Genomic DNA, 23,591 nt, shown 5'->3' on the forward strand with positions numbered 1-23,591 from the left:
CAGCAGTTCAGCCGGTCACGGACAACGAAGGTAGGTCGGATGGTCGTAAGTAAACGAAGACTGATCTTTATCTTGGTCGCGTTGATGCTCGGTATGCTGATCGGCGCCCTCGATCAGACGATCGTGGCGACGGCCTTGCCCACCATTGCCGGCGACCTCCATGGCCTCTCTCACCTCTCGTGGATCGTGACCGCCTATCTCCTTGCCGAGACCGCTTCGACCCCGCTTTGGGGCAAACTTGGCGATCTCTATGGTCGCAAGGTCTTCTTCGAGGTTGCGATCGTCATCTTCCTTGTGGGATCGGCCCTCTCTGGACTCTCAGCCTCGATGCTTGAGCTTATCGCCTTCCGCGGGCTCCAGGGGATCGGAGCCGGCGGCCTGGTGGTCGGTGCGCAGGCCATCATCGGCGATGTCGTCTCCCCTCGAGAACGCGGTCGCTACGAAGGTGTCTTTGGTGCCGTCTTTGGAGTAGCAAGCGTCCTTGGACCATTGATCGGGGGGTTTCTCGTTGACGACGTTGGCTGGCGATGGGTCTTTTACGTCAACCTTCCATTCGGCGTGCTCGCGCTCGTCGTCGCTGCGTTGGCGCTACCGAGTGCTACCGAACGAGTAGCTCATGTCATCGACTACCTGGGGACCATTCTCATCGCAGGTGTTGCGGTTAGCTTGGTGCTCCTCACCACACTTGGTGGCAGCACATTTGCATGGCTCTCCCTCCAGACCGCGGCGCTGGCGGTGATCGCCATCGTCTGTCTCTTTGGGTTTATCGCCGTTGAGCGACGTGCCCCAGAGCCGGTCATCCCCCTCAGGCTCTTTGCCAATCGCATCTTCTCTGCGACCAGTGCCATCGGATTCGTAGTTGGTTTTGCCATGTTCGGGTCAATCACGTATCTCCCGCAGTATCTCCAGGTGGTACAAGGTGTAAGCGCCACCGCCTCTGGTCTTCGACTCCTCCCGCTGATGGCCGGCCTTCTCCTGACCACCATTACCTCCGGAGCCCTCATCACTCGTTGGGGCAGGTACAAGGTCTTCCCGATCATCGGTAGCGCCCTCATGGCCCTAGGTCTCTATCTCCTTTCGACCATGACGGTATCAACGAGCACTCTCACATCGTCTGCCTGGATGTTCGTGTTGGGCATCGGCATTGGTGGAGTGATGGAGGTGCTCGTCATCGCGGTCCAAAACGCCGTCGACTATCAAGACCTCGGAGTCGCCACCTCTGGCGCCACCTTCTTTCGCTCGATCGGCAGCTCATTTGGCACCGCGATCTTTGGCGCCATCTTCGCCGACGAGCTCGTCGGCCACCTGACCCACGACCTACGCGGGCTGCGCTTACCAGCCGGGTTTCACCCAACTGCCGGTGCCAGCCCAGCGAGTTTAGCAAAGCTCCCTGCACCGGTGCATGCTGGCTTCATCCACGCGTATGCAACCACGCTTAGTACTGTCTTTCTTGTCGCCGTTCCGATCGCCCTGATCGCTTTCGTCCTGGCATGGACGCTCAAGGAGGTGCCGATGCGGGAGGTGGTTGGCGCCCCAGACCCTGCACAACGACTAGCTCCAACGGCACAGCCCTCGGTCCGCAGCTCCGAGGACGAGGTCCTTCGCGCCCTGTCGGTCATCGCATCCCGCGAGGATCGGCCAGCGATCTATCACGCACTCGCAACAGCAGCTGGACTCGATCTCGATCCACGTTCGACCTTCGTGCTCTTTCGGCTCGACGGTCAATCAACGGTCGATCTCTCGGCCCTCGCCGATCGCGTCGGAGTGGCTCCGGAGGCATTCCGTGGGCTGCTGACACCGCTCGTTAGGGCGGAGCTCATCGACGTCACCGAGGACCCAGCCACGACGTCGACCATCGTCAGCGTCACCGAACGTGGTGCACAGGCTATTGAACACCTCGTGCAAGCCCGCCGCGACGGTCTTCGTCGCCTCCTTGGTGGCTGGTCTGACGAGGTCGATGCCCGTCTCTCAGAGAGGATCGGGGCACTCGCACGCAACCTCTTCGACGATCCGCAACGTCGCCAGGAATTCCTTGCCCCAAGCCAATGAGGTAGTGACGTCGGCGCGACCAAGAACGTTGGGTGTCCGGCTCGCTGGTGCGCATCGATACTGGCGACCATTCACGTCTATAGCCAAGAATACGATCTGGCACACTGATCGAGACGACGGAGGCAATCGACGCACACGACGACGCAGGTGGCGACCCACAATCTGACCGGTATCGGCTATGGAAGGAGGAGTTACGTCCTTCGGCGACGTAAGAATGGATTGGTCATCGCTTCGGTGGCACAAGCGTTTCCATCGTCTCCGACCGTCTGACCAGGAGCAACCATCGTATCGATTTGGTCCAACACCTCATCGCTTAAGTGAACGTCGACGGCACCCAACTGCTCTTGCAGCTGTCCCATCGTTCTTGAGCCAACGATGGGAGTTGTGACACTTAGATGGGATAGCACAAGGGCGAGCGCGAGGTGCACCAAGGAGTGGCCCCATGCTTGGGCCAACGATGCAAACTGCTCGACCGCCTCGAGGTTGGCCTAGGAGCGTGCTGAATAAGTCATGTTTCAAGAAAATCACAGCTCTCTGACCTGGACTTTTAGCATCTCAGTTTGGCAATAATCGGGCTTATTCAGCACGCTCCTAGTTCGTTGTGAGCGAGGGATCAAACCATGCCGGCATCATCTGGGCCCGCCGTGTCGCCGGGGCACTAGCTCCCTTGCGAATCGCGCCCGAACGCCAACCGCCTGCAAGACGACTCCAGGTGAGAACACCCAACTGATAGCGCTGGGCCACCGGCAGTACCTCACGTTCGATACCGCGATCAGGAAGCGAATACGGGGACTTTGTGCCCACAAATCGGCCCCATCCACGCCGGTGAGAGATCCGCTGATCCTCCACCATGGGTGACGCTTCAAACGCTGAAGATCCCAAAGCGCGAATCTTTCTTGCACGCTACAGATCGGTCCCTGCACTGACCGTCTCGTCATCGTCGGTATCGGCATCTAAACGGTGAACCTTGTAGAGATCGATCCAATCGGTCTGCAAGCCCACCTCGACCTCTCGGATGATCCAACGACGTGAATTGCCCCGCCGGTTCGGGTCTCCTCCAGAGGCGCCCATTGCAACCGCCCATAGGACCATGGAAATTGGTGGCGAGAATCACATCCACGCGCCGCCTGCCTACGCCTCGCCAACGATGACCTCGTACTCGGCTTGAGTAACATCAGCCGTATCGATAATGTTAATGCCAGAATCCAAGGCACGATGAATGATTCGAACCGCCGTCTAGTGATCAGGCTCACAGGCACCAAACATCATGGCACCAAGACACAGTTGACTGACGTACATACCGGTATGCCCGAGATTGCCCTACTCCATAGGAGCATGCTAACCGGGCATCATGGGCACCTCTCATCGCACAACGAGACTACGAAGATCGAAGATTTCTCGTCCGCCGAATGGCTGGGTCGAGGGATGGCAGGTGGGCATGGGGGCGATCTCAAGCAGATGAAGGACTGTCATCACAAGCGTCTCGCCTCTAGAATGGCCCTGAAATGCCCGACCCCAAAGAACTCCTCCATCGCGTCGACGATTTCCAGCAACGGCACTGGCCCCTAGCTTTTGCGTACGCCGTCCTACGCAAATATGGGCAAGACTCGGCATCCACATGGGCGTTACTGATCGCCTATTATGGCTTCGCGTCCCTCTTTCCTCTCTTGCTCGTTGCAGTGACCCTGACAGGGATCGTCTTCGCCCACAACCCATCGTTGTCGCATCAGATCTCCAACACGGTCTTCTCGCAGATTCCTGTCATCGGCCCGCAATTGCGTTCCCGGGCGGGGGTGCACGCACTCGACACCCACAGCGCACTCGGGCTTGTAATCGGGGTCATTGGACTGCTCTGGGGCGCCCAAGGCGTTGCAACAGCCGCGCAAGAGGCGATGGCCACGGTCTGGAACGTTCCTATGACCGATCGACCCAACTTCATCCCCCGCACACTCCGCAACTTTGGTATCCTCACGATACTCGGTATCAACGTCTTGATCACGTCGTCCCTCGCCACCTTCACCGCCACCCTTGGCGGTCACGAGCTAGGCAAGATAGCGCTGATCGTCGTCACCGTCATCATCAATCTCGGGTTGTACGTGATCGGGTTTCGGTTCCTGGCCCCACGATCGATCCCAACCGAGGATCTCCTACCTGGAGCCCTCGTAGCAGGTGTCGCCTGGAGTGCACTGCAACAACTGGGGGGTTATCTACTGGGGCACCAACTCGCACACGCGTCAGCCACCTATGGCGTCTTCGGACTCGTGCTCGGCCTGATCACCTGGCTCGGACTCACCGCTACCGCCACCCTCTATGCCGCCGAGATCAATGTCGTCCATGTTCGAAAACTTTGGCCCCGCAGTTTGACACAGCCGCCGTTGACCTCCGCTGACGAGCTAGCTTTGACAGCCCTGGCAAAGCAGCAACAATATCGACCCGAGCAAGAGATCACCGTTACCTTTACCAAGAAGCCAACAAAGGACCCGGATGATGTAGATGACCTCATTTCGGACGGATCCACTTCAGCAGAGTCCAAAGCCTGAAGGCTCCACCAAAGGCGCGGCGTCAAGCCACCAACAGCCAAGTTGCCAGATAGTGGACGATGGTGGCTTAGCAGTCACCGCCACGCTGGATCTTCAACAAACGCTCACATTGCCGGGTACGCCGACAGCCTCGTTCGCCACTCTTGCCGATCGCTGTAGGCGTGCATCACAACGTTGTCGATCGCATACTCAGAGAGCGAGGAAGTCACGAAGGGACGCTGCAATGCCGGAAGGGTCGAGACCCTGCAGCTGGTCATGCTCGTGTCGCGTGCCATAGCGATGCGGGTCACGAGTGCGCACTCCCAGACCAAGGATCCGATGAGGTACATCCTGTAGCGCCCGTTCGACGATGGTAGTTGAGGTGCCTGCGAGGTAGGGCTCAATCATCACAACATCGGTACTAACCTCGGTTGCCGCCCTCAGCGTCGCCTCGTCAAAGGGACGGATAGTGCTCGCATACAGAACAGTCACGTCAAGAGTTTGGGTGGCCTCCAGCACTGGATCGAGCATTGGACCCACCGCCACGACTACACCACGTACGCCCGTCTTGACCCGGATCATGGTCGTCACATCATGGGTATGGGCCGTACTGTTGGTTGCTGTGCTCAAGCGCAGGTAGCTCACCGTTTGCGCCGAGACCGCACGACGCAGGAGTGGAGCAACCTCCCCAGGGTGCCCAGGGACAAATACCTGACTCGCGCCAAGGCTATCGAGCAACATGATATCTTCAGGGCATTGGTGCGTGCGGCCGTAGGCCGGCTCATCATAGGAGGCACCGATCGAGACGAGGGTGGCAGACAGTTCTTGATGAAAGAGATCGTCTTTGATCATCTCAAATGGCCTTTCGATAAGAAACGGTGCATAGGTGTGAACCAGTGGATGAAGGCCCTCAAGACTCAAGCCTGCCGCCACCCCGATCGCCGCCTGCTCCCGAATGCCGACATTGAGCACCCGTCCGGGGAAGCGCTGGCTCGCGTGCTCAAGACCTGAGGCAGAGATATCGGCGAGCACGATGATAGCGCCAGCATCGTCGGCCAACCAATCCTCTACCGCCCTAAAGAAAGCCTCTCGCATCGTGATCTTTCCAGGTGTCGTGACGGTCATGATCGGACCTCACACACGACGGCACGAGGAGCTTGGGTGGGGTTGACATCGCCATCTTGCAATGCAGTCAGAAGCTCACCATGATCATTGGCCGACACCGTATTGGTGCGCCATCCCTCTACGCGAAATCGAGCAGCAATTCCGCCTGGCCAGCGAAGACTCGCGCTGTGGTTGTCGATAACGATCGCGATCAGGGATCCTAGCTCAAGACGACCGGCGAGCGCAATGGCCTCGTGGACGGAACCCTCGTCGAGTTCACCATCACCCATCAGGCAAAATACTCGCGGTGTCGTAGCCATTGTGAGCCTGAGGGCATAGAGGCTCCCACACGCGATCGCTAACCCATGGCCAAGCGAACCGCTAGAGATCTCAACCGATCGAATCCGCAGCCGATCAGGGTGCCAGCCGAGTGACGACGAGAACTTGCCATAGGACGGGAGATCCGCGACATCGAGCAATCCTTTGGCGGCCAAAACGGCATAGAGAGCCATCGGTCCATGCCCTTTGGAGATGAACAACCGATCACGCATCGGATCGTCGATCGACTCATTTTGGATAGCGAGCACAGCGTTATACAGTACCCAGAGTACATCGAGGGTCGAATGCGCACTCGGGTCGTGCTTCTCGTCGCCTCTCATGAGTTCGATGAGCGGTCCAAGGTCGTCGTAGCCCATCGGTATCGGTTGATCGGTCGTGGTTTGGTTCATGGGAACTACGATACAATCTCAAGTTAACTTGAGGTCAAGTCAGAACAAGGAAAAATTATAAACATGACTTCTCAACAGGAACTGTGCTCAATTGGGATGGTCGCCCAACGCTGTGGAATCTCGGTTGCGACACTACGATTTTACGAAGAACGAGGCCTCATCACCTCGGTTCGACCGAACGGCCAACATCGCATGTTTCCCCGTGCCACGATACGACGCATCGCCTTCATCAAAGTCGCACAACGGGTCGGACTTTCACTGGACGAGATTGGGCGAGCACTCTCGCTGCTCCCAGACAACCGGACACCGACACCCAAAGACTGGAGACGGCTCTCAGCGAGTTGGAGAAGTCGTATCGATGAACAGATCCGAACTCTTGAGAGCCTACGGGATAATCTCGACTCCTGCATCGGTTGCGGCTGTCTCTCGCTCCAGAGATGTGCACTCTATAACACCGACGATCGAGCGGCAAAGCTCGGAACTGGCGCGCGATACCTTCTCGGAGACGAACCATCCGATGCCTCACCCACCGACCGCGACGGATGAGCACGTCACCGGTCGATGATGGGCGACGTTGGCTCAAGCTTGGATCAAATCGCCCCACCGAGCACGGTGAACCACCTCGTCACCGCCGATCGCGTCCGCGTAACCTCAAACTACATCCGGTGCCAGGGGGTCAAGCCTGCCGTTTGACAATCGTGCCGGGGTCAGAGCGAATCCTCACGGACAAAGAGCCACCTTGCACAACCAAGAACGCAAGATGCGGCCACCCCAAGAGCAGGGAGAGGTCCTTGGCTTGCACCGGGCTCAACATCGTTCACGATTGCCAACCTGATGCTGCAGGGTAATCGGTTCGCGCCATTGCAAAAGGTTTACCTGCGCGATATAGCTCCCTGCACACACCGACACCGTGCTCGACCCAGAAGGAACTTCACACAAAACCACTGGCTCCTTTGCCCGACTTCTTAACCTATGATCAGGCTCCGTGGGCGCGATGCGGGTACAGTCTCGTGCTGCTTGGCGCAGCAGGTACTTCAGGCGCGCTCGCTCGTCGACTCGACGGTCACGGTCTGTACCGCTCCTGCGAGAATTTGAACCAACCCGAGTTGCTCATCACCTTCGATGTCAACCCGATAGGTCCCAGGGTCGAGGCTCGCAAAGACAGCAGCGACTCGGTGGCCACTGGCCATAACCCGATCGAGAAACCACACGTGCTTGTGAAAACCCTCGGAACCCCGTACAAAGCACTCTCGACCGACATGCTCTGCACCACCGAGCACGATGAGGGCTCCAGTGGTCTCATCAATATCGATCGCGACCGCTCCGGTGGTCGCCGCGACGTGCTCCTTGGGCATCGTGCGATGCCCAAGGAGTGTCAGGGGAGGGACAGATAAGGGCTCGGTCACGGGTTGACCAGACTTGGTTTCGGCGTCGTCGACGGATTCGAGAACCCATCCCAAGGGATACCCAAGTACGGGAAACTACTCAAGTATGTCTCCCCAATTGGGCCGAGTTGACTTGCGGTGGTGGTGTTGGGATTGATGACGTCATAGATCGCACCGGCCGCTGCGTCAGGCTTGTAGCTCTTATCCACCAGCGGGATGGTAGCGCCAGCGATCGCTCGCAGCTCAATCGAGACCACGTCATCATAGACTCGCCGACCGTTCGGATACCCAGCCAAGTCGCCACCGAGGACACCGAGAATCGAGGGAGAGCTCGAAGGTGGGATCGCCACGTTCAGCCGCAACATGTCTGAATACCAAGGGCCGGTATAGGTCATGAGGCCATCGACCACGCCGGTTGGAATTCCAGTCAACAAAATGGCTGTCAGATCCGCTCGTGCCGACGTATATTTAGCCAGGTTGGGGAAGACGCCCGGATACAGCACCGGCAACAGCGACCCCAGCTCGGGATGCTGAACATAGGAGAGGAACTCCCGATCAGCAAACGGTGGAAGAGTGTTCCACAGATCCTTCTTGCCAATAGGAACGATCACCTCGTTGAACAGCGGGTTACCGAGCCTCGAGATCTGCACGAAGGGGCCAACATCGGAGTCAGTGCCTTGAAACTGCGGGTTATAGACACGGACCTTCTGACGGTTAGCCGAGGTCCAGATACCAAGGACTGCAGAGGGATCAGTCACCGACGTTGGCATCGAGCCATTGTTGGTCAGCAACGAAATGGGAACCTGAATCGCAATCGAGGCAACGTTAAGACCAGCGGTTGCGTTGACCCCAGCCGATGCTGGACCAGGAATGAGCTGATCAGGCGAGAACGGTCGGAGATCCCCAAGATCAAAGATCGAACCGAGATCGACATAGAAGCCCTCCGCTCGCTGGCCAGCAAAGATCTTCTCGCCATCACTGGTGGTTACGACCGCCGCGTCTGCGAGCGGCGTGTAGTGGGGAATCGAACGTGGACCGACATTTGAAGGCGGGCATGGAGCGTGATTGGCAAGTTCGTGATAGCCATGCTGATCAATACGAACCGCCGAGTAGAACTGGCGACGGTTCCAGTTTGGAGAGTCCAACGACGTAATCTGCCCGGTGTTGTATAAGAAGGTGTTGGGGTCGGTCAACTCGGTCTGGAACTGGAACTGGTAGGTAATATTCGACAATGGCTCTTGGTTGTTCGCGATGTGAATCTCATAGAGTACATCGTCGCCAAACTCATAAAAGTTTGGTCCACCAGCTGGAAGTTGCAGCGGCAGGTAGTTGGCGATAATCGTGACGGTGTCTGGATTATCAGGCGACCGAAATGCGTAGAGATCGGTGGAGTCGGCTACCGGATCCTTCGATATGGCGGGTGCTTCCCGGTGTGATGACATAACAATGTTCCTTTCCTGGTGCACAGCAAAGCCGTGCGCTGATCACAGTTGGCGTACGAGTCTTGACAATGAAATAAGTGCTACGATTTAGCGAGTGGTGCGAACCATGGACGCAAGTCGTGCAACAAGTCGGTGATCGGTGATATGGACCTCTTCGGTTCCCACCATGACCGACAACTCGCCGGTGGCGGGATTCGCAACGTGTACCACCAGCGATGAGAGGGCGCTTGCCTCTTCGGGGGTAAGTGCTTCATTGGTCTTCTCTTTCGAATCGGCCAGTCTCACCGCACCGGCGGGGATTGCGGCAACCGCACCGGCCGCTGCCAGCGTGGCTGACGATCGAATCAGAAAGGAACGACGACTTACTTCGGTCATATGGCCTCCATTCTTCACACAGCGAACGCTGTTGATGGAGAGGATTCGGAGCCCAATTGAAGATTGGATGGGCATAACCAAAGTTTTGTTTTTGCTCGCTCGATGACGTGATCATGGAGGCATCGCCGGCATGGCGCTCATCAAGTCGGCTGAGGCCGGTGTCAATGTCCGAATCAGTAGGACGCAAAGCTTGTTCTACCCGATCACGCAGGGCCCACGGTTGACAAAGGACCAAGGGCGGCTCTAGTCCCTACGAACCGACACCGAGATCAGTACCGCCAGAACCAACCAAAATCAGCCCGCCTGTTTGTTGGCTCCACGTACAGACGAAGCCATCATAGGCCCATCCTTGGATGTCCATTCATTGGCGAAGTCAAGGATTTTATCGGACCGGAATGTCTCCATGAAGGCCTCTGAGTGCGTGATGGCGACAATCGTGGCTCCCGCAAACTGTTCATTGAGAATCTCGACGACCATCTGCTCATTCTCGCCATCGAGTCCTGCCGTGGGTTCGTCTAACACCACGTTACGAGGGTTGAGCACCAGGAGTCGAGCCAGTGCCAAGCGCTGAGCCTCCCCTTGCGAAACCTTCCTGTTGGACGCGCCCACTGGTGTCGCGAGACCCTCTGGGAGTCCCCGAAACCAAGGGCCGAGACCGACGCGATCGAGCGCATCGATGAGCGCTGCGTCACTGGCGGTCGACTGAGCCAGCCTGAGATTGGCCGCCAATGGGGCAGCAAAGACATACGGCTCTGATGAAAGATAGGCGACCGCGTGCGCAATAGCTTCCTCGCTCAACTCGGTGCTCGGTATGCCACCGAGGCGTAGCACGCCATCCGATGGTGTCCAAGCGCCCATGATGAGTGCTGCCAGGGTCGACTTGCCCGAGCCCGTTGGCCCCACGACCAACAGCCGTTCTCCAGCATCGATATGAAGACTGAGGACGTCGATGACTGGGCGTGTCGCATCCGGATAGGTGAACGACACCTGATCGAAGTCGATAGGAACTGGGGTTGCCTCGGGTAACGCACCGTCGAGGGTTCTGGAATCCCGCCCCTCCAGGGTAAGGGTGCCTTCGAGGCGCTCGATCGCCGGTGTCCCAGATCCAGCTTTCGCCGCCTCGAGCCCAATGGAGGTCAGGCCCTCGAGAATCGCGAGCAGCAAAAAAGGGATCACCGCGAGTTCCACATTGCCAAGCCGGTGTGCGCGAATAAGATCCGCACCGATCAACAGTGTCGCCGTCAATGCTGCGGCCTCAACCCCAGCATTGATGAGCCCGAGCCAGGCTCCGATGCCAGCTTGACGCCGAGCTGGACGAACCAGGCGCTGTGCCTTGGCTGCCAGATGTCCTAGCAACGAGTCATCGCCACCGAGGAAGTAGCGCGACTCGAACGTAGCGGCTGCGGCTACCGCGTCGTCATACGTTTGGGCACGCAACTGAGGGCTTTCACGCGCTTGGCCGCGCGCCCAGCGATAGGCTAACAGGGGGACCACCACCCCGATAACAACGAGGGTCGGTAGCAGCGCTACCAGAAAGTCAACCGACACGAGACCGACGACCACGACCGCGGTCAACGCTGCAAGGCCAACGCCAAGGATTGGACCGACAAGCCGGGCAGCCAACTCCTCGAGCTGATTCATGTCCCCGTTCAGCGACGCGAGGACCTCCCCAAAGACTCCAGGCCTCACGCGATACGGGACCACCAGCGCCAAGCGTTCAAAGAGTAACGTCCGCACCTTGGCGGCCACATCCAAGGTCAACGAATGACCAAGCATCCGTTCGCCGTACTGACTCGCCCCCCGTGCGAGCGCAAAGAATCGGACCGCTCCGATCGCCACACCGAGGGTCAAGATTCCTGGCCTCAGGGAGGCCTTGGATATCAGATAGGCCGAAAGCGCAAAGAGCAGCGCTGGCGAAAGGTAGGCCATAAATCCAACACCGAGATAACCCCACACCTGCGCACGCCGCGCGTGGTAGCGCTCGAATACGATGGCCGATAACTTCATCTCGTCTCCCCGAGCTTGAGCAGCCAGCTGGCCTCGGACTGGATGCGATCCGAGTGTGATGCGATCACCAGCAGCCGAGATGCACTCACGGCTAACAGCGAATCGAGGAGCTTGCGCTCCATGGCTGAATTCAGATGAGCCGTTGGCTCGTCAAGAAGCAGGATAGGTCTGCGCATCAAGAGCACCCTTGCGACGCCGAGGCGTTGACGCTCGCCAGCGCTTAGGTTCACACCGTTGGCTAGCACCCGCTGATCGAGACGATCTTCGAATCCGTCAGCACCTACCATCGCGAGGACATCACGCACCTGGCTCCGGTTGGCCGATGGATTCAACAGGATGAGATTGTCATAGACGCTTGCCTCGACAAAGCCAGGGTTCGCCGGGAGGAAGGCAACCAGCTCACGGGGCAACGCCGAACGCCATTGGCCAGCATGAACGCCCAAATCCTCAAATCCAACTCCGCTCGTGTCGCTACGTCGAGGCTGGAGCTTGAGCCTTCCAACCGTTGGCAACAGACCCCCAAGGCCAAGCAGCCACGAGGTTTTGCCAACCCCGCTCGCACCATGAACGACGATGAGATCTCCCCAGGCCGCAGCGAGGTTCACCCCGGCGCTGCGTTGGCCATTGGGAATCAATACTCCAAAGTCCTCGAGCTCAAGCGCAAGTCCACGGTCATCATGATTTGACGCACCAACCGTCTGGGGTGCCTGACGGGTCAGCGTGGTGGAGACAATCGAGGGAGTCATGCTCGCCATGATGCATTCTGGTTCGTCATGGCCATCCACGAGATGCGCGATCCTCCGATGCACTGCAGCCGCGTCTTGGGTGGCATGAAACTGCAGCGCCGCAGCCCGAACAGGTCGAAAGATCTCAGGAATCACAAACAGCACTGCCGCACCGGTCGCCAACGTCATCGAGGCATCGTTGAGGCGAATACCGATCGAAACCGCCACCAAGGCGACGATGATCGCGACCAGTGTGTCAAGGCTTACCCCGGAGATGAAGGCTATACTCAACACGCCCATCGTTCGCTTACGCAACTCCTGAGCAGCGTTGGCAATGGCATGCTCCTGCAGGTGAGCCTTGTTGAAGGCCTTCAGGGTCACCATTCCGCTCAAAATATCCAGGTATAAGGCATTCAGTCGGACCGTCGCACCGAGCTGAAGGTCTGCCCGATCCTTCGTACTCTTGCCGACGACGATCATGATCACCGGCAAGACCATCAGCCCAACAACCACCTCGATGAAGGCCATTGGTGATTCAAGCAGGGTGAAGAGGATGAGTACCGGGGTAGCGATGGCGGCACCAATGACCTCGGGCAGAAAGCGCGCGGCATAGGGGATCAGCGTGGCGACCCCATCGGTCACGAGATACCCCAACTCGGTTCCCCCAAGCGGGGCCCGTGTCGCCCGTTCGGTTACTTGGCTAATCGTTCGCTCGGCATAGTCAACTCCAAGACGGACTGCGATGTAGTCGATCACCCGCAGCATCGCCAAACGTCCGCCGAAGGCGACGCCAAAGACCAACGCGAGTCGCCAGATATCCCCATAGCGATGCTCGGTCACCACATCCTGGAGCATTCTCCCGATCATCAACGCCGCGACGATCAGTCCAACGAGCGCGATCAATTGGGCAACCACAATCAACACCACAAGGAACCGCGCTCCCCTGCCGTCAACAACGCCAGCCAAGAGCGCTCGCGGCGAGCCAGGATCAACTGTCTTCGATTTTGCCAACTTCAGGACCAAGGCAGACACCCACTCTCCGCGATCGCTCAGCGCCCTGGTTCAGCCTGGTAAACGACGAAGGCGCTCATGCCTCAACCTTGGCTCCGGTTGGTGGAAGCGTGATCCGCTTCCGGAAGATCCAATAGGTCCAACCCTGATAGAGCAGCACAAACGGGGTAAAGATGGCAGCAATAACAGTCATGATGTTGAGGGTGTAACGCTGAGAGGCCGCCGTGGTAATGCTCAATGAATCCGAGAAGGCCGTTGACGAGGTGATCACATTCGGGTAAAGAGTCATGAAGATGGTGACGGTGAGTGCCAAGATAGCGACACCGGTGAAGACAAAAGCCCACCCGTTGAGGTGCTCACGTACCAGCCATGACACCGCTGCAATCAGGAGGAATGCTGTAACCGGGATGAAGCCCGGAACCGCACCGCTGTTACCATGCGAACGAGCAACAAAATAGGTCCACGTTAAGAAGGCGAGCAGGACCAGCGTGGCTATCGGCGCAACACGGCGGGCAGCCCCGACCGCCTTCTCGTGGAGCTCACCTGTCGTCTTGAGGCTGAGAAAGGTCGACCCGTGGAGCACAAAAAGTGCGACCATCGTGAGGCCACCCAGTAGTGCATACGGCTGCAGTAGGTTCAACAGATTGCCGGTGAACACATGGTGCGCATTGAGCGGAATACCTTTGAGAAGATCGGCGAAGGCGACTCCCCAAATCAGCGAGGCGAGCAACGATCCGCTGAAGTTGACCCGATCCCAATTGCTTCGCCACCGGGTACTGGTGCGTAGTCCGCGGAACTCAAAGGACATGCCACGTACGATCAGCGCGACGAGTACGACAAAGAGAGCAAGGTAGAACGCTGAGAACATCGTCGAATACCAAAGGGGAAAGGCAGCGAACGTCGCTCCGCCAGCGACGATAAGCCATACTTCGTTGCCGTCCCAGATGGGTCCGATGGCGTTGATGAGACCACGGCGCTCGAGATCGCTCTTTGCGATCACCGGCAGAAGCATCCCGACACCGAAGTCGAACCCTTCAAGAAAGAAGTACCCAGACCAGAGCACCCCGATCAGGACAAACCAAAACAGCTGCAAGCCAGTGACATGCATCGTTGACATCCTCTCCTAGTACACCAATGAATCGATCTCTTGACCCGAGGACCCATCTGGCGGAGGAAGCTCGCCGTTGATGGTGGCAAGGTCCTTCCTCGAGTAGTGCAACATCATGGCCAGATCGACGGCGCCCAGGACAACATAGAGCGCAATGAATCCTACGAAGGTGATGCCAACATCCCAGGGCGAAAGGTTACGGGTGACCCCTTGCGAAGTGCGAAGCACGCCATAGACGATCCACGGCTGGCGTCCCGTCTCGGTGAAGATCCAACCGGTGGTGTTAGCGATGAATGGCAACGGGATCGCATAGATCGCCACGCGCCGAAACCACTTTGAGGAGTCGAGCCGTTTGCGCCAGAGTAGCCACATGCCCCAGACAGCAATCGCGATGATTACCGCGCCAAGGCCTGCCATTATACGGAAGTTCCAATACTCAAGCCAAACGGTAGGCACATAGTTGCCAGGCCCATACTTCTTGACATCAGCCTTCTGGAGCTGATTGATGCCCTGGACCTTGCCATTCCAGGAGTTGGTGGCGAGCAACGAAAGCACGTGAGGAAGCGTGATCTGGAAGAGAACCTGATCCTTGAGGTTCCCGATGGTAAGCAAGGACTCTGGGGCACCACTTTTGGTGTTGTAAAGTGCCTCTGCCGCGGCCATCTTCATCGGCTGGTCCTTCACGGTCACCACACCTTGTGCCGATCCATCCAGGGCCATCGCGATCGAGGCTACGAAAAAGACAACCAGCGCTATCCGTGCGCCCAGGGCAAATACCCTCTTGGACCCCTCTCGCTTCATCTGATAGAACGCAATCCCGAGAGCAACCGCTGAGCCAGTGATGAGCGAGGCTAAGAGCACGTGCGCCAGCGTGGTCAAGAAAAGTTCATTGGTAAAGATGGCCAAGAAGTTCGTCATCACCGCCTGGTGCGTGGCGTGATCGATCTTGTAGCCAACCGGATGCTGCATCCAGCTGTTAGCAACCAGAATAAAGGCCGCCGAGAGCGAGCTCCCGAGCACCACCATCCAAATTGACAGCAGGTGAATCCTGTCCGACACCTTCCCCTTGCCAAAGATCCAGATCCCAAGGAACGTCGACTCCATGAAGAATGCGAGAAGACCCTCTATCGCTAACGGGGGGCCAAAGATGTTACCGACGAAGGCCGAGTACTGTGCCCAGTTCATGCCGAACTGGAACTCCTGCACGATGCCGGTAACGACGCCGATAGCAAAGTTGATCAAAAAAAGCTTGCCAAAGAACCGAAGAAGATGTTCGTATCGCTCGTCATGTGTCCTATAGACGGCAGTTTGGAGAACTGCGACGATAAAACCGAGACCGATGGTGAGCGGAACGAAGAAAAAGTGAAAGATAATAGTTGTCGCAAATTGCCATCGCGACAACGTAAGGGTGACTGACCCGAGAATTGGCTCCATTTGCTTGCTCCATTCACTCTTCTCACTAGCCTATGGGAGCTGAGGCATACCTAACATAGGGCCAAAAGTCCCAAATTGTTCTCAGGAACGAGCATCCCAGCTGGTCTACAATCACCTGTCTCAAGCGGCTCGACCAACGCAGCTGACCACTCCACCTTTGTGGTAAACTTGGCGAGTGCAGAGATCCAGACAGCTTCGGGTTGGCCGAAGTACGTGTTGCTCGACATCGGGATCGGCGAGCACCAACGCTGCATAACTCCTTTTCGGTAGGAGCATCAACGGGATATGGATTACCTGCTCAGGCCGCTGGACTCGGTTGGCCGACGTTTGCTTCACCGATTTTTGGAGTCGATGACTCCGTTACGGTGCCGATGAGCCCTGCAGTGGTGTTGAAGCCGTCGAACCACGCCAAGCAACCGCCCGGACCCAGAACGCGTTGAACCAGGCTAACACCTGATGGTGAAGGGCCCGACTGGACGCGATCAGTCCAACCTCCCGGTTGTCATTCAAGGAGACGTCTGAGAGGTTTTGTGATCCGATCAAGACCGCCGATGCGGTAACAATGAGCTTGGCGTGCACATAAGGTTGTGCGAGCATACGCACCTCGACGCCGGCTCGCACGAGCTGGCGCAGATACCTGCGAGCCTCGCTCGATGGATCGCTCGGGACAAGGAGCCGGGCCCTTGACCCATGGGCCGCGAGTGCCTGATAACACGAGGGGGCATCGCCAAGCTCCTCGGCCATCACCGCAACGGGGCCTCGTTGTCTCAGCAGTGATACGATCGTCGGTCCCGATCCTGGCGAGAGCACCAGCTGCGCTCTGGGACCCGAACCGACCTGCCTACCTGTCCAATCAGCGTCAAAGACCTCCGTGAGCGCGCGAACCGTTCTCGGCGCGGTGGTTTCGATGGCATCCTCAAGATTGTGGCCATCGAATGCGCTAGCCGTGTCGTTCGCAGAGCCGAGAATAGCCACTTGATCGGGAAGACCTTCATCGATGATGAGATACTTGGCATGGTCGAAGCTGAAATCGTGCTCAAAGCGGGAGGGGGCGAGTCGCAACTGCACGCGACTACCGGCGAACGCTTGCATCGTAGCACGGGGGGCCGATCGGTCATGGTAAGGATTCCCGGCAAGAATAATGTCAACACGCACACCTCGCGCTGCGGCGGCACGCAATCCGTCGATGATCTGGTTGCTGGTTAGCAGGTAGGCATTGACATCGATCGTCGCGCGGGCATCTGCAATCGCTTCGGACCACGGAGCGATACCCGCTTGGGGCTCGGTCAACAGTTGCGTAGCCCCAGTGCCGGACGAGTTCGTGACGACACCAGTGCGTCGATGCGAATTGCGCTTTCCCGCCGGTACGTCGGCATGTGCTCGCGTACCCGAAGCGCCTACGCCGGCGGGGCGTGACGCCTGTGCTGGTCGAGCAGCGGCGCTCTGCTTCGTGATCGAACCCGAAGCTGAGCCCATCGAGACCCTCGAGCCAACATGACAGCCCGCCAGCACCAGGGCGCACGCGACCACCACAAGACGACTCCACAGACCGGTGCTCCCCGTTCGCCTGACCGGCTCCCTCCTGACTTGGCTCCATCGCACCATCGTTCCTCCCTGGCCGGCTGGCATCTACTGACGTGCCTAACGTTAGGCATCGGCTCGGACAACAAGGATCAAACGTATACAGATCCAGGCCTCAAAGGCGGTAGCCCACGGGCTCGTCCGGGCGGACGGCCACGGCCCCTGTGCTGGCCATCACCCTGACGCCGGAAGGCCCACAGTCAGTAAGGCGCCACACGAGGGTGAGCGCAAGAGAAAATATTTCTTTCAACGATGGAATGCACGCAGCAACATCGGTGCTACAATCGTCAATAGAAAAAACTTCTAGGTAGATGAGAGAGGGAGAGGGGCTGCAATGGCCACGTCAGATAACTCGTCGTATGCAGGCTCAGCTTCAGATGCCCCACCGTCACCGCAAAATGGACTGCATCCCGGCATCGTCTCCGTCTGGGGCCTGGTGAGCCAGAGCATCGCCGGCATGGCCCCTACCTGCGATGTCGTCGCCTTCATGACCGCCGGGGCCGCCTTCGCACTAGTGGCGCTGCCACTTTCGTACCTCTTCGCCTTCATCTTGATGTTCATAGAGGTGAACACTCTCTACCATCTCTCAAAGCACCGCGGATCCGCCGGCGGCTACTACAGCTATGTGTCGGCTGGCCTTGGAGCCAAACCAGCCCTCGTCACCGCCATCATGGTGGTGTTTTATCAGCTCATCAGCGTCGCCGGAGTCCCGGTCTACGTTGCAGGTGTCTTCCTGCCAGGACTAGCACGATCGTATCTCGGTATCAATCTTCCTAGCTGGTTCTGGATACCGATGATGTTGGTCTTCATCGGCGTCCCCTGGCTCCTCTCGGTCCTTGGCATTCGCCCAACCGTCAGGTCAATGCTGTTCACGAGTTCACTAGAGATCGCCTTTCTCATCGTCTCCTCGATCATCATTATCTCCAAAGCCCACCCCGTGGCACCGCTGCACCCGTTTACCTTCGCCACTGTGGGCATCAAAGGCGTCTCCCTCGGGATGATCTTTGCTATCACAAGCTTCATCGGTGTTGGCAGTCATGCTCCGCTTGGCGAAGAGGCAAAGGGGGTCCGGACCCAACAGGGTCGACTCATCGGCAAAGCGGCGATCCTCTCGCTTAGCCTCGTGGGCGTGGCCCTCACGATCTCCGCCTATGCGCTCACCGTGGGCTGGGGACAGACTCGAATGGCGCTCTTCTCCAAGGCAGCTGCACCAGGAGTACAGGTGTTTCTCCACTACCTTGGGCCAATCGGAGCCGTCGCACTCGTCGTGTTAGCCGTCAACAGTGCACTGATGGATGACCTCGCCCTCATGACCAGCACCGCCCGAGTACTCTACGCCGTCAGTCGCGATAAGCTATTACAGACGAGTTTCGCGACCGTCAACGGTAGGAGGGCACCGGCCGCAAGTGTCACCTTCGTCGGCGTCACTGCGATCATCATTGGCCTGATCTTCGGCCTATGGCTCGGACCGGCGCAGGCATTTGACGTGCTCACCACGGCGGTGCTCTTTGGCCTCGTCACCGCGCACACGCTCATGAACCTGTCATTGATGCGGATCTCGTATCGCGAACACCGCCTCACACAACTGACCTTTCACCTGGTGCTCCCCGTCATCGCCGTAGGACTGTTCTGGGTTGTCCTCTACGAAACCGTTGTACCGCTGGTCTTCCCGCTGGCATGGGCGGCCATCTTTTGGCTCATCGTCCTCATTGGGGCAGTCATCTGGACCTATATCAAGCTGGGAGGCGATCGTGGACCATCCAGCAAGGCTGGCCATCAGCTTGGTACCGTGATCGACGCCGGCTCCGTCGACACGATCGACAAGCTCGGTATGTGGCGCGAGACCTGATGGCGACGACCAAAACGCATCTCAACCAGCTCGCACAGGGCCAGCCGATCACAATCAAGGGATGCCAACTGCGGGCCACAAGCATCGTCGACAACATTGCGGTCATCATCGAGTGCGAACGTCACACACAAGGTCTGGCCAGTTGCGTCCTCTATCGTCGATCTCGCCTGCGCCGAGCCTTCGATCACGCGCTCGAATCGCTACTCACGGCGCCTACTGTTGAGGTAGCCGTCATCAACCTCGCGCTCGAACAGCTTGCGAACTCCCCCGATCCCAACAGCCGATTGCTCACCGTGCACGATCCGCGATCCTCAATAAACCTGCTGAACCATCTCAAGGATGATTGGTGGTGGGAAGTTCGTGCCGGGTTGGCGGCACGTCCGACCTGTCCGCTACCCCTACAGCGATCGCTAGTCCAAGATGAAAACCCATGGGTTCGTCGCGCCCTCGCCGAGAACCCAAATGCAGCAGCAGAGTGTATCGACATCTTGGCCCATGACACTGACTTCGGCGTACGTGACGCCGCGGCTGAGCACCCACAGTGCGGTGCCGCAACCCAACTATCTCTCGCCAATGACGAGCGATGGGAGATTCGCCGCTCGATCGCCAAGCGACCAGACGCGCCGATCGAAGCCCTGACAAAGCTGAGCGACGATCCTGAACCATGGGTGCGCCTCTTCGTTGCCGCCAATCCAGCTACACCTCGTTGGCTGCGTACCAGGCTCGAACACGACACCGTTACCAAAGTTCGATCAATGGCCCGACATGCCGACACCCAGGTGGCCAAAATCACCAACGCCCTGGCGTTTGGATTGAACCAAAACCCAGAGGCAGACAACAGCTAACGCTCATTGCGTTACCGTAGCAACGGATCGACTCGTCCCTCTTGGGTGGTGACACCGTTCGTAAGAAAAAACTAGAGTCCGGTGAACGAGACGCATATCTGCGCAACTCCACCCAATCTGGACCCGAAGTTCATGGCAGCTGTCCGTTGCTCTATGGCGTTGGGCAAAGGTGGGTCGCGCACTGGCATAGCTCCTCGAGGAGGCAATGGCTTCATCGTTGGTGCAGCCAATCTCCTTCGATGGGGCGCACACAATGTCCGACATAGCCGCCGAGGTCCTCGCGACGCCCGCGGTACCGGCAGTGACACAAAGGACCTCAGCTCGAGAGCACCCGGCAACCTTGCGATCTCAGCCTGACGTCAATGGCACCACACGGTGGCATGGCCCAAGCCACCAGGCACCGCTGAGCCCAAACTCAAGTCCTTGAGCCTCGCAATGACCAAGGATGCGCTCACGTTCGCTGGGCTTAACAAAGAGATGGTCAATACGAAAGGGTGCCAATCAAGGATCATCGCTTTGAGGCAGACCCATGGTTACGCATCAACCTTCGAAGCGAGCACACCTGCAGGCCTAGTCACAGGTGTCCAGTCCGAGATAACGGTACGTCAAGATCATCACACAGGTTGGCAGCAACGCCACGATTGGAGTCGGGGCCAAGGTTGGCTCGTCATCGAGGGCGATCGACCCCAACGCCTCAGAGCCAGACTGATCGACCCCGACGGCCACTGGGTGGGTGCCAACGAGTCCTCGTACCGTAGCGAACGCATGTTCCTCAGGATTGGCTCCACGCTGGTGCTCCTGAAGCCGATGAGGTGCTCTCTCACCACGAAAGCCAATTGCGTTAGTGCGCAATGAGAACAACTCGCGAAAACCTTCCGAGCGCACCATGAACAGACTGTTGGCTCGTCATCGGCGAGAAGGCGCACCTTGACATGGCAGGTTAGGTGCACCCATGAGCGTGAGATCTATGGATTGACACGACAACGTGAAGGCGAACCAGCGTTGGTGGAATGAGCGCGCACCATTGCACGCCAGGGCCCCGTTCTACCAGATTGACGAACTCAAGAACGGTGTCTCCTTGCTTGACGATTTTGAGGTCACTGAGTTCGAGATCGGTCAGGCCCACTCCCTCGTCCATCTCCAGTGCCACATTGGAACGGATACGATTGCTTGGGCCCGTCGCGGTCTTCACGTTACCGGCCTGGACTTCTCGCAGTCCGCAATCGATGAGGCCACCCAGATTGCCAACGCCTGTGCAATAGCGTCGAGGTGGGTCAGGGCCCATGTCTACGATGCCGTCTCGGCACTCGGCGAGACCTATGATATCGTCGATACCGGCAAAGGTGCGCTCACATGGCTCCACGACATCGACCGGTGGGCCGAGGTGGTGACACAACTGCTCAATCCAGACGGCCGACTCTACCTCGTCGAATTCCACCCGATCGCCTGGACACTCGACGCCGAGAACTGGTCGATCGTGACTGACTACTTCGCCAGCGAGCCGGTGATCGAACACGAGCCACAAGGCAGCTCTGCCGTTCCCAACGTCGAGACCAGATGGAACACCACGGCCCAGTGGCAACACACCGTAGGAGACATCATCTCAGCGGTCGCCAAAGCGGGACTGCGCTTGGACTGGTTCCACGAATTTCCCTTTACTCGCTTTGCCCTGGCCGACAACGTCGAACGAACATACGATGGCGGCATCTATTACCCACCCGCTGACACGCCTCGGCTTCCTCTCATGCTTTCACTTTGCGGCACGAAAATCAGCCAATAGAGCCGACCACGAGATGATTGATGGGAGAAGTTTCACAGGGCTCGTGAGTAAAGGACAAACACTGGCAAACGAAGGAACACCACCAACTCCGATCCGCAGTTGGGCTCGATCCCGTTGACACTACCTCGACTCGCGTTGCCATACCCACAATTTTGATCGGATCTGCGCGTCACAGCGCCGCACTCCATGGAGGGTGGGCGCCAACCAGCGGGCGGCCGCCGCCCACGTGCGATCGCCATACATTTGCGTCGAACGAACATAGCATCGCTTCGTGCTAGCGACTCGCGATAGCCGATTCCAGCGCCACCTGCATCCGGTGCCGATACACAGCGTTGACGATCTGACCGACCAGCACGGCGAGACCCACAACGTTGATCACAATAATGGCACCCGCCATCAACAACGAGGACGCAACCACCACCGTGTTGACAACGGTCTTCACGACACCCAACACGCGTAGACGGGTGCCATACGACAGGAGAAATGCGTTCGGTATCGATTCCAGTGTGGAGATCGGAGCATCCTTATGACGCAGCTCGCGCACCCCTCTAGCCCAATCCTTCTGACTATTCATGCCATAGGACATCCAAACTCGATAGCCGACGGTCCGCCGCCACAATAGGGCAAAGGCTTCGCGGCCAAGCACCACAGCGACGATAGGCAGCCACAAACAGATCTCGAGGACGACACCCATTTTCCTTGATAACTACTTTTCTTGATGCATGTCCCGCGCATCTCTTACTAGGTCAGCCAATCGGCTGACACGCGGCTCGTCGAATCGTCCCCAGAGGCTAGTGAGCGAGCGACAGCACCATCGGTTCAGCATCACACCACAGGTGGTAGTCCAGCGGATCCAGTCCACCACAGAGGTCATCGGGCCAGAATCGCTCCGGGCCAGCACCGCGAATCGAACGAACCTCGAGTCGCTCGGCGGTGAGATCGATGATCCAACCGGCGCTCGCTCCAAGGCCAAGACTTCCGGCACTGAATTGATAGAGATCCTCACCAAGAGCAGTCACCGTCTGGGCATGTACGTGGCCACAGAGATAGCCCCGGACCAACGGTTGGCCCTGCAACATCGCCAGCAACCGATCCCGCTCTCCCTCGATGTACCCCTGATAGCCAAAGCTCGCCAGTACTCCCTGATCCTTGGTGACACACAACGGGTAATGCCCAAGGACCAACGCCGGGCCACGCAAGGCGTCGAGTTCGCTAGCCAGCTGGACCAAGCTCGCATCCGGATCTCCAGCACGCAATCCGATGCCAAGAACGGTAGCGGGACCCAACGTCCGCTTGACCATGGGTCCCTGGCCAAAGGCTTGGGCAAAGTTCGTCCTTTCCCAAGCAACTGGCTCATAGGTCTCCATGATCGGATAGGCCGTGCCGCGACGCTGATTTGCCGAGAGGTCATGGTTGCCTGGCACCACCAGATACTCGAGACCGAGGCCATCCAACCACCGACGAACGCCATGGAGCTGGTCGCGGTCGAAGCAACCGTAACTCGCGAGATCACCAGTCACGACCAACAGATCCGGTTCAGCGGCCCTCAGCAGTGCCGCCGATCGATCCAGCACCTGCTTTACCCCTGGTCGCAGGCGCTCCGGTGCCAACTCAAAATGAAGATCAGAGACATGTACGATTCGCGTCAT

General features: G+C 58.2%; 21 protein-coding genes. 6 read left to right on the top strand and 15 right to left on the bottom strand.

Going from position 1 to position 23,591, the window contains the following annotated elements; genetic code table 11:
- Positions 1–39 precede the first annotated feature (39 nt).
- Positions 40–2,049, top strand: coding sequence for an MDR family MFS transporter (locus MP439_05290; protein MCI2975475.1), 2,010 nt, complete (start codon positions 40–42; stop codon positions 2,047–2,049).
- A 591-nt stretch (positions 2,050–2,640) separates the two neighbouring features.
- Here MP439_05290 and MP439_05295 read toward each other — a convergent pair.
- Positions 2,641–2,901 (bottom strand): hypothetical protein, encoded by a 261-nt coding sequence (locus MP439_05295; protein ID MCI2975476.1) that lies wholly within the window; start codon positions 2,899–2,901, stop codon positions 2,641–2,643.
- 51 nt (positions 2,902–2,952) lie between these two features.
- Positions 2,953–3,120, bottom strand: a complete 168-nt coding sequence (locus MP439_05300; protein ID MCI2975477.1) for a hypothetical protein — start codon at positions 3,118–3,120, stop codon at positions 2,953–2,955.
- A 434-nt stretch (positions 3,121–3,554) separates the two neighbouring features.
- On the opposite strand from MP439_05300, the gene MP439_05305 reads away from it, so the two are divergent.
- Positions 3,555–4,589 carry a YihY/virulence factor BrkB family protein gene (locus tag MP439_05305; protein ID MCI2975478.1) on the top strand — a complete coding sequence of 345 codons (1,035 nt, stop codon included), beginning with the start codon at positions 3,555–3,557 and terminating at the stop codon, positions 4,587–4,589.
- Between the two features lie 189 nt (positions 4,590–4,778).
- Here the strand turns inward: MP439_05305 and MP439_05310 are convergent, their stop codons facing one another.
- On the bottom strand, positions 4,779–5,693 hold the full coding sequence (locus MP439_05310) for a hypothetical protein (GenBank protein MCI2975479.1): 915 nt from the start codon (positions 5,691–5,693) through the stop codon (positions 4,779–4,781).
- Positions 5,690–6,400, bottom strand: a complete 711-nt coding sequence (locus tag MP439_05315) for a hypothetical protein (protein ID MCI2975480.1) — start codon at positions 6,398–6,400, stop codon at positions 5,690–5,692. Before MP439_05315 ends, MP439_05310 begins: the two co-directional genes overlap by 4 nt.
- A 63-nt stretch (positions 6,401–6,463) precedes the next feature.
- On the opposite strand from MP439_05315, the gene soxR reads away from it, so the two are divergent.
- Positions 6,464–6,946 carry a redox-sensitive transcriptional activator SoxR gene (gene soxR, locus MP439_05320; GenBank protein ID MCI2975481.1) on the top strand — a complete coding sequence of 161 codons (483 nt, stop codon included), beginning with the start codon at positions 6,464–6,466 and terminating at the stop codon, positions 6,944–6,946.
- Positions 6,947–7,434: 488 nt separating this feature from the next.
- On the opposite strand, the gene MP439_05325 is transcribed toward soxR, so the two are convergent.
- The 8 genes from MP439_05325 to MP439_05360 form a co-directional block, all read right to left on the bottom strand.
- The gene (locus MP439_05325) at positions 7,435–7,806 is read right to left on the bottom strand and encodes a hypothetical protein (protein MCI2975482.1); all 372 of its coding nucleotides are present in this window, start codon (positions 7,804–7,806) and stop codon (positions 7,435–7,437) included.
- Positions 7,803–9,227: a DUF4331 domain-containing protein gene (locus MP439_05330; protein ID MCI2975483.1), complete on the bottom strand. Its 1,425-nt coding sequence runs from the start codon at positions 9,225–9,227 to the stop codon at positions 7,803–7,805. The genes MP439_05325 and MP439_05330 overlap by 4 nt, the downstream gene beginning before the upstream one ends.
- A gap of 87 nt (positions 9,228–9,314) precedes the next feature.
- The gene (locus tag MP439_05335; protein ID MCI2975484.1) at positions 9,315–9,602 is read right to left on the bottom strand and encodes a hypothetical protein; all 288 of its coding nucleotides are present in this window, start codon (positions 9,600–9,602) and stop codon (positions 9,315–9,317) included.
- 294 nt (positions 9,603–9,896) lie between these two features.
- Positions 9,897–11,609: a thiol reductant ABC exporter subunit CydC gene (gene cydC, locus MP439_05340; GenBank protein ID MCI2975485.1), complete on the bottom strand. Its 1,713-nt coding sequence runs from the start codon at positions 11,607–11,609 to the stop codon at positions 9,897–9,899.
- The gene (locus MP439_05345) at positions 11,606–13,366 is read right to left on the bottom strand and encodes an ATP-binding cassette domain-containing protein (GenBank protein MCI2975486.1); all 1,761 of its coding nucleotides are present in this window, start codon (positions 13,364–13,366) and stop codon (positions 11,606–11,608) included. The genes cydC and MP439_05345 overlap by 4 nt, the downstream gene beginning before the upstream one ends.
- A gap of 55 nt (positions 13,367–13,421) precedes the next feature.
- Positions 13,422–14,453 carry a cytochrome d ubiquinol oxidase subunit II gene (gene cydB, locus MP439_05350; GenBank protein ID MCI2975487.1) on the bottom strand — a complete coding sequence of 344 codons (1,032 nt, stop codon included), beginning with the start codon at positions 14,451–14,453 and terminating at the stop codon, positions 13,422–13,424.
- Between the two features lie 15 nt (positions 14,454–14,468).
- Positions 14,469–15,887, bottom strand: a complete 1,419-nt coding sequence (locus MP439_05355; GenBank protein ID MCI2975488.1) for a cytochrome ubiquinol oxidase subunit I — start codon at positions 15,885–15,887, stop codon at positions 14,469–14,471.
- Positions 15,888–16,247: 360 nt separating this feature from the next.
- Entirely contained in the window at positions 16,248–17,492 is a 1,245-nt protein-coding gene (locus MP439_05360) for a phospholipase D-like domain-containing protein (GenBank protein ID MCI2975489.1), read from the bottom strand.
- 310 nt (positions 17,493–17,802) lie between these two features.
- Here MP439_05360 and MP439_05365 point away from each other — a divergent pair, with 310 nt between their 5' ends.
- Complete coding sequence (locus tag MP439_05365) at positions 17,803–19,317, top strand: APC family permease (GenBank protein ID MCI2975490.1); 1,515 nt, start codon at positions 17,803–17,805, stop codon at positions 19,315–19,317.
- A complete protein-coding gene (locus tag MP439_05370) occupies positions 19,317–20,162 on the top strand; it encodes a hypothetical protein (GenBank protein MCI2975491.1) in 846 nt (281 codons plus the stop codon). The genes MP439_05365 and MP439_05370 overlap by 1 nt, the downstream gene beginning before the upstream one ends.
- Positions 20,163–20,732: 570 nt before the next feature.
- Here the strand turns inward: MP439_05370 and MP439_05375 are convergent.
- Complete coding sequence (locus tag MP439_05375; GenBank protein MCI2975492.1) at positions 20,733–21,050, bottom strand: hypothetical protein; 318 nt, start codon at positions 21,048–21,050, stop codon at positions 20,733–20,735.
- A 97-nt stretch (positions 21,051–21,147) separates the two neighbouring features.
- Here MP439_05375 and MP439_05380 point away from each other — a divergent pair, with 97 nt between their 5' ends.
- The gene (locus tag MP439_05380; protein MCI2975493.1) at positions 21,148–21,942 is read left to right on the top strand and encodes a class I SAM-dependent methyltransferase; all 795 of its coding nucleotides are present in this window, start codon (positions 21,148–21,150) and stop codon (positions 21,940–21,942) included.
- A 274-nt stretch (positions 21,943–22,216) separates the two neighbouring features.
- On the opposite strand, the gene MP439_05385 is transcribed toward MP439_05380, so the two are convergent.
- Together MP439_05385 and MP439_05390 are read right to left on the bottom strand one after the other, a co-directional pair.
- Positions 22,217–22,636 carry a hypothetical protein gene (locus MP439_05385; GenBank protein MCI2975494.1) on the bottom strand — a complete coding sequence of 140 codons (420 nt, stop codon included), beginning with the start codon at positions 22,634–22,636 and terminating at the stop codon, positions 22,217–22,219.
- Between the two features lie 97 nt (positions 22,637–22,733).
- Positions 22,734–23,591, bottom strand: a complete 858-nt coding sequence (locus MP439_05390; protein ID MCI2975495.1) for a metallophosphoesterase — start codon at positions 23,589–23,591, stop codon at positions 22,734–22,736.

Source organism: Ferrimicrobium sp. (genome assembly GCA_022690815.1).
Classification (GTDB): domain Bacteria; phylum Actinomycetota; class Acidimicrobiia; order Acidimicrobiales; family Acidimicrobiaceae; genus Ferrimicrobium.

What these genes read in the sequence shown, in the direction of transcription:
- soxR (MCI2975481.1), top strand. Translation starts at nt 6,464, where the DNA reads ATGACTTCTCAACAGGAACTGTGCTCAATTGGGATGGTCGCCCAACGC.
- MP439_05385 (MCI2975494.1), bottom strand. Translation starts at nt 22,636, where the DNA reads ATGGGTGTCGTCCTCGAGATCTGTTTGTGGCTGCCTATCGTCGCTGTG.
- MP439_05295 (MCI2975476.1), bottom strand. Translation starts at nt 2,901, where the DNA reads ATGGTGGAGGATCAGCGGATCTCTCACCGGCGTGGATGGGGCCGATTT.
- MP439_05370 (MCI2975491.1), top strand. Translation starts at nt 19,317, where the DNA reads ATGGCGACGACCAAAACGCATCTCAACCAGCTCGCACAGGGCCAGCCG.
- MP439_05305 (MCI2975478.1), top strand. Translation starts at nt 3,555, where the DNA reads ATGCCCGACCCCAAAGAACTCCTCCATCGCGTCGACGATTTCCAGCAA.
- MP439_05375 (MCI2975492.1), bottom strand. Translation starts at nt 21,050, where the DNA reads ATGGTGCGCTCGGAAGGTTTTCGCGAGTTGTTCTCATTGCGCACTAAC.
- cydC (MCI2975485.1), bottom strand. Translation starts at nt 11,609, where the DNA reads ATGAAGTTATCGGCCATCGTATTCGAGCGCTACCACGCGCGGCGTGCG.
- MP439_05300 (MCI2975477.1), bottom strand. Translation starts at nt 3,120, where the DNA reads ATGGGCGCCTCTGGAGGAGACCCGAACCGGCGGGGCAATTCACGTCGT.
- MP439_05360 (MCI2975489.1), bottom strand. Translation starts at nt 17,492, where the DNA reads ATGGTGCGATGGAGCCAAGTCAGGAGGGAGCCGGTCAGGCGAACGGGG.
- MP439_05315 (MCI2975480.1), bottom strand. Translation starts at nt 6,400, where the DNA reads ATGAACCAAACCACGACCGATCAACCGATACCGATGGGCTACGACGAC.
- MP439_05365 (MCI2975490.1), top strand. Translation starts at nt 17,803, where the DNA reads ATGGCCACGTCAGATAACTCGTCGTATGCAGGCTCAGCTTCAGATGCC.
- MP439_05390 (MCI2975495.1), bottom strand. Translation starts at nt 23,591, where the DNA reads ATGACGCGAATCGTACATGTCTCTGATCTTCATTTTGAGTTGGCACCG.
- MP439_05335 (MCI2975484.1), bottom strand. Translation starts at nt 9,602, where the DNA reads ATGACCGAAGTAAGTCGTCGTTCCTTTCTGATTCGATCGTCAGCCACG.
- cydB (MCI2975487.1), bottom strand. Translation starts at nt 14,453, where the DNA reads ATGCATGTCACTGGCTTGCAGCTGTTTTGGTTTGTCCTGATCGGGGTG.
- MP439_05355 (MCI2975488.1), bottom strand. Translation starts at nt 15,887, where the DNA reads ATGGAGCCAATTCTCGGGTCAGTCACCCTTACGTTGTCGCGATGGCAA.
- MP439_05310 (MCI2975479.1), bottom strand. Translation starts at nt 5,693, where the DNA reads ATGACCGTCACGACACCTGGAAAGATCACGATGCGAGAGGCTTTCTTT.
- MP439_05290 (MCI2975475.1), top strand. Translation starts at nt 40, where the DNA reads ATGGTCGTAAGTAAACGAAGACTGATCTTTATCTTGGTCGCGTTGATG.
- MP439_05330 (MCI2975483.1), bottom strand. Translation starts at nt 9,227, where the DNA reads ATGTCATCACACCGGGAAGCACCCGCCATATCGAAGGATCCGGTAGCC.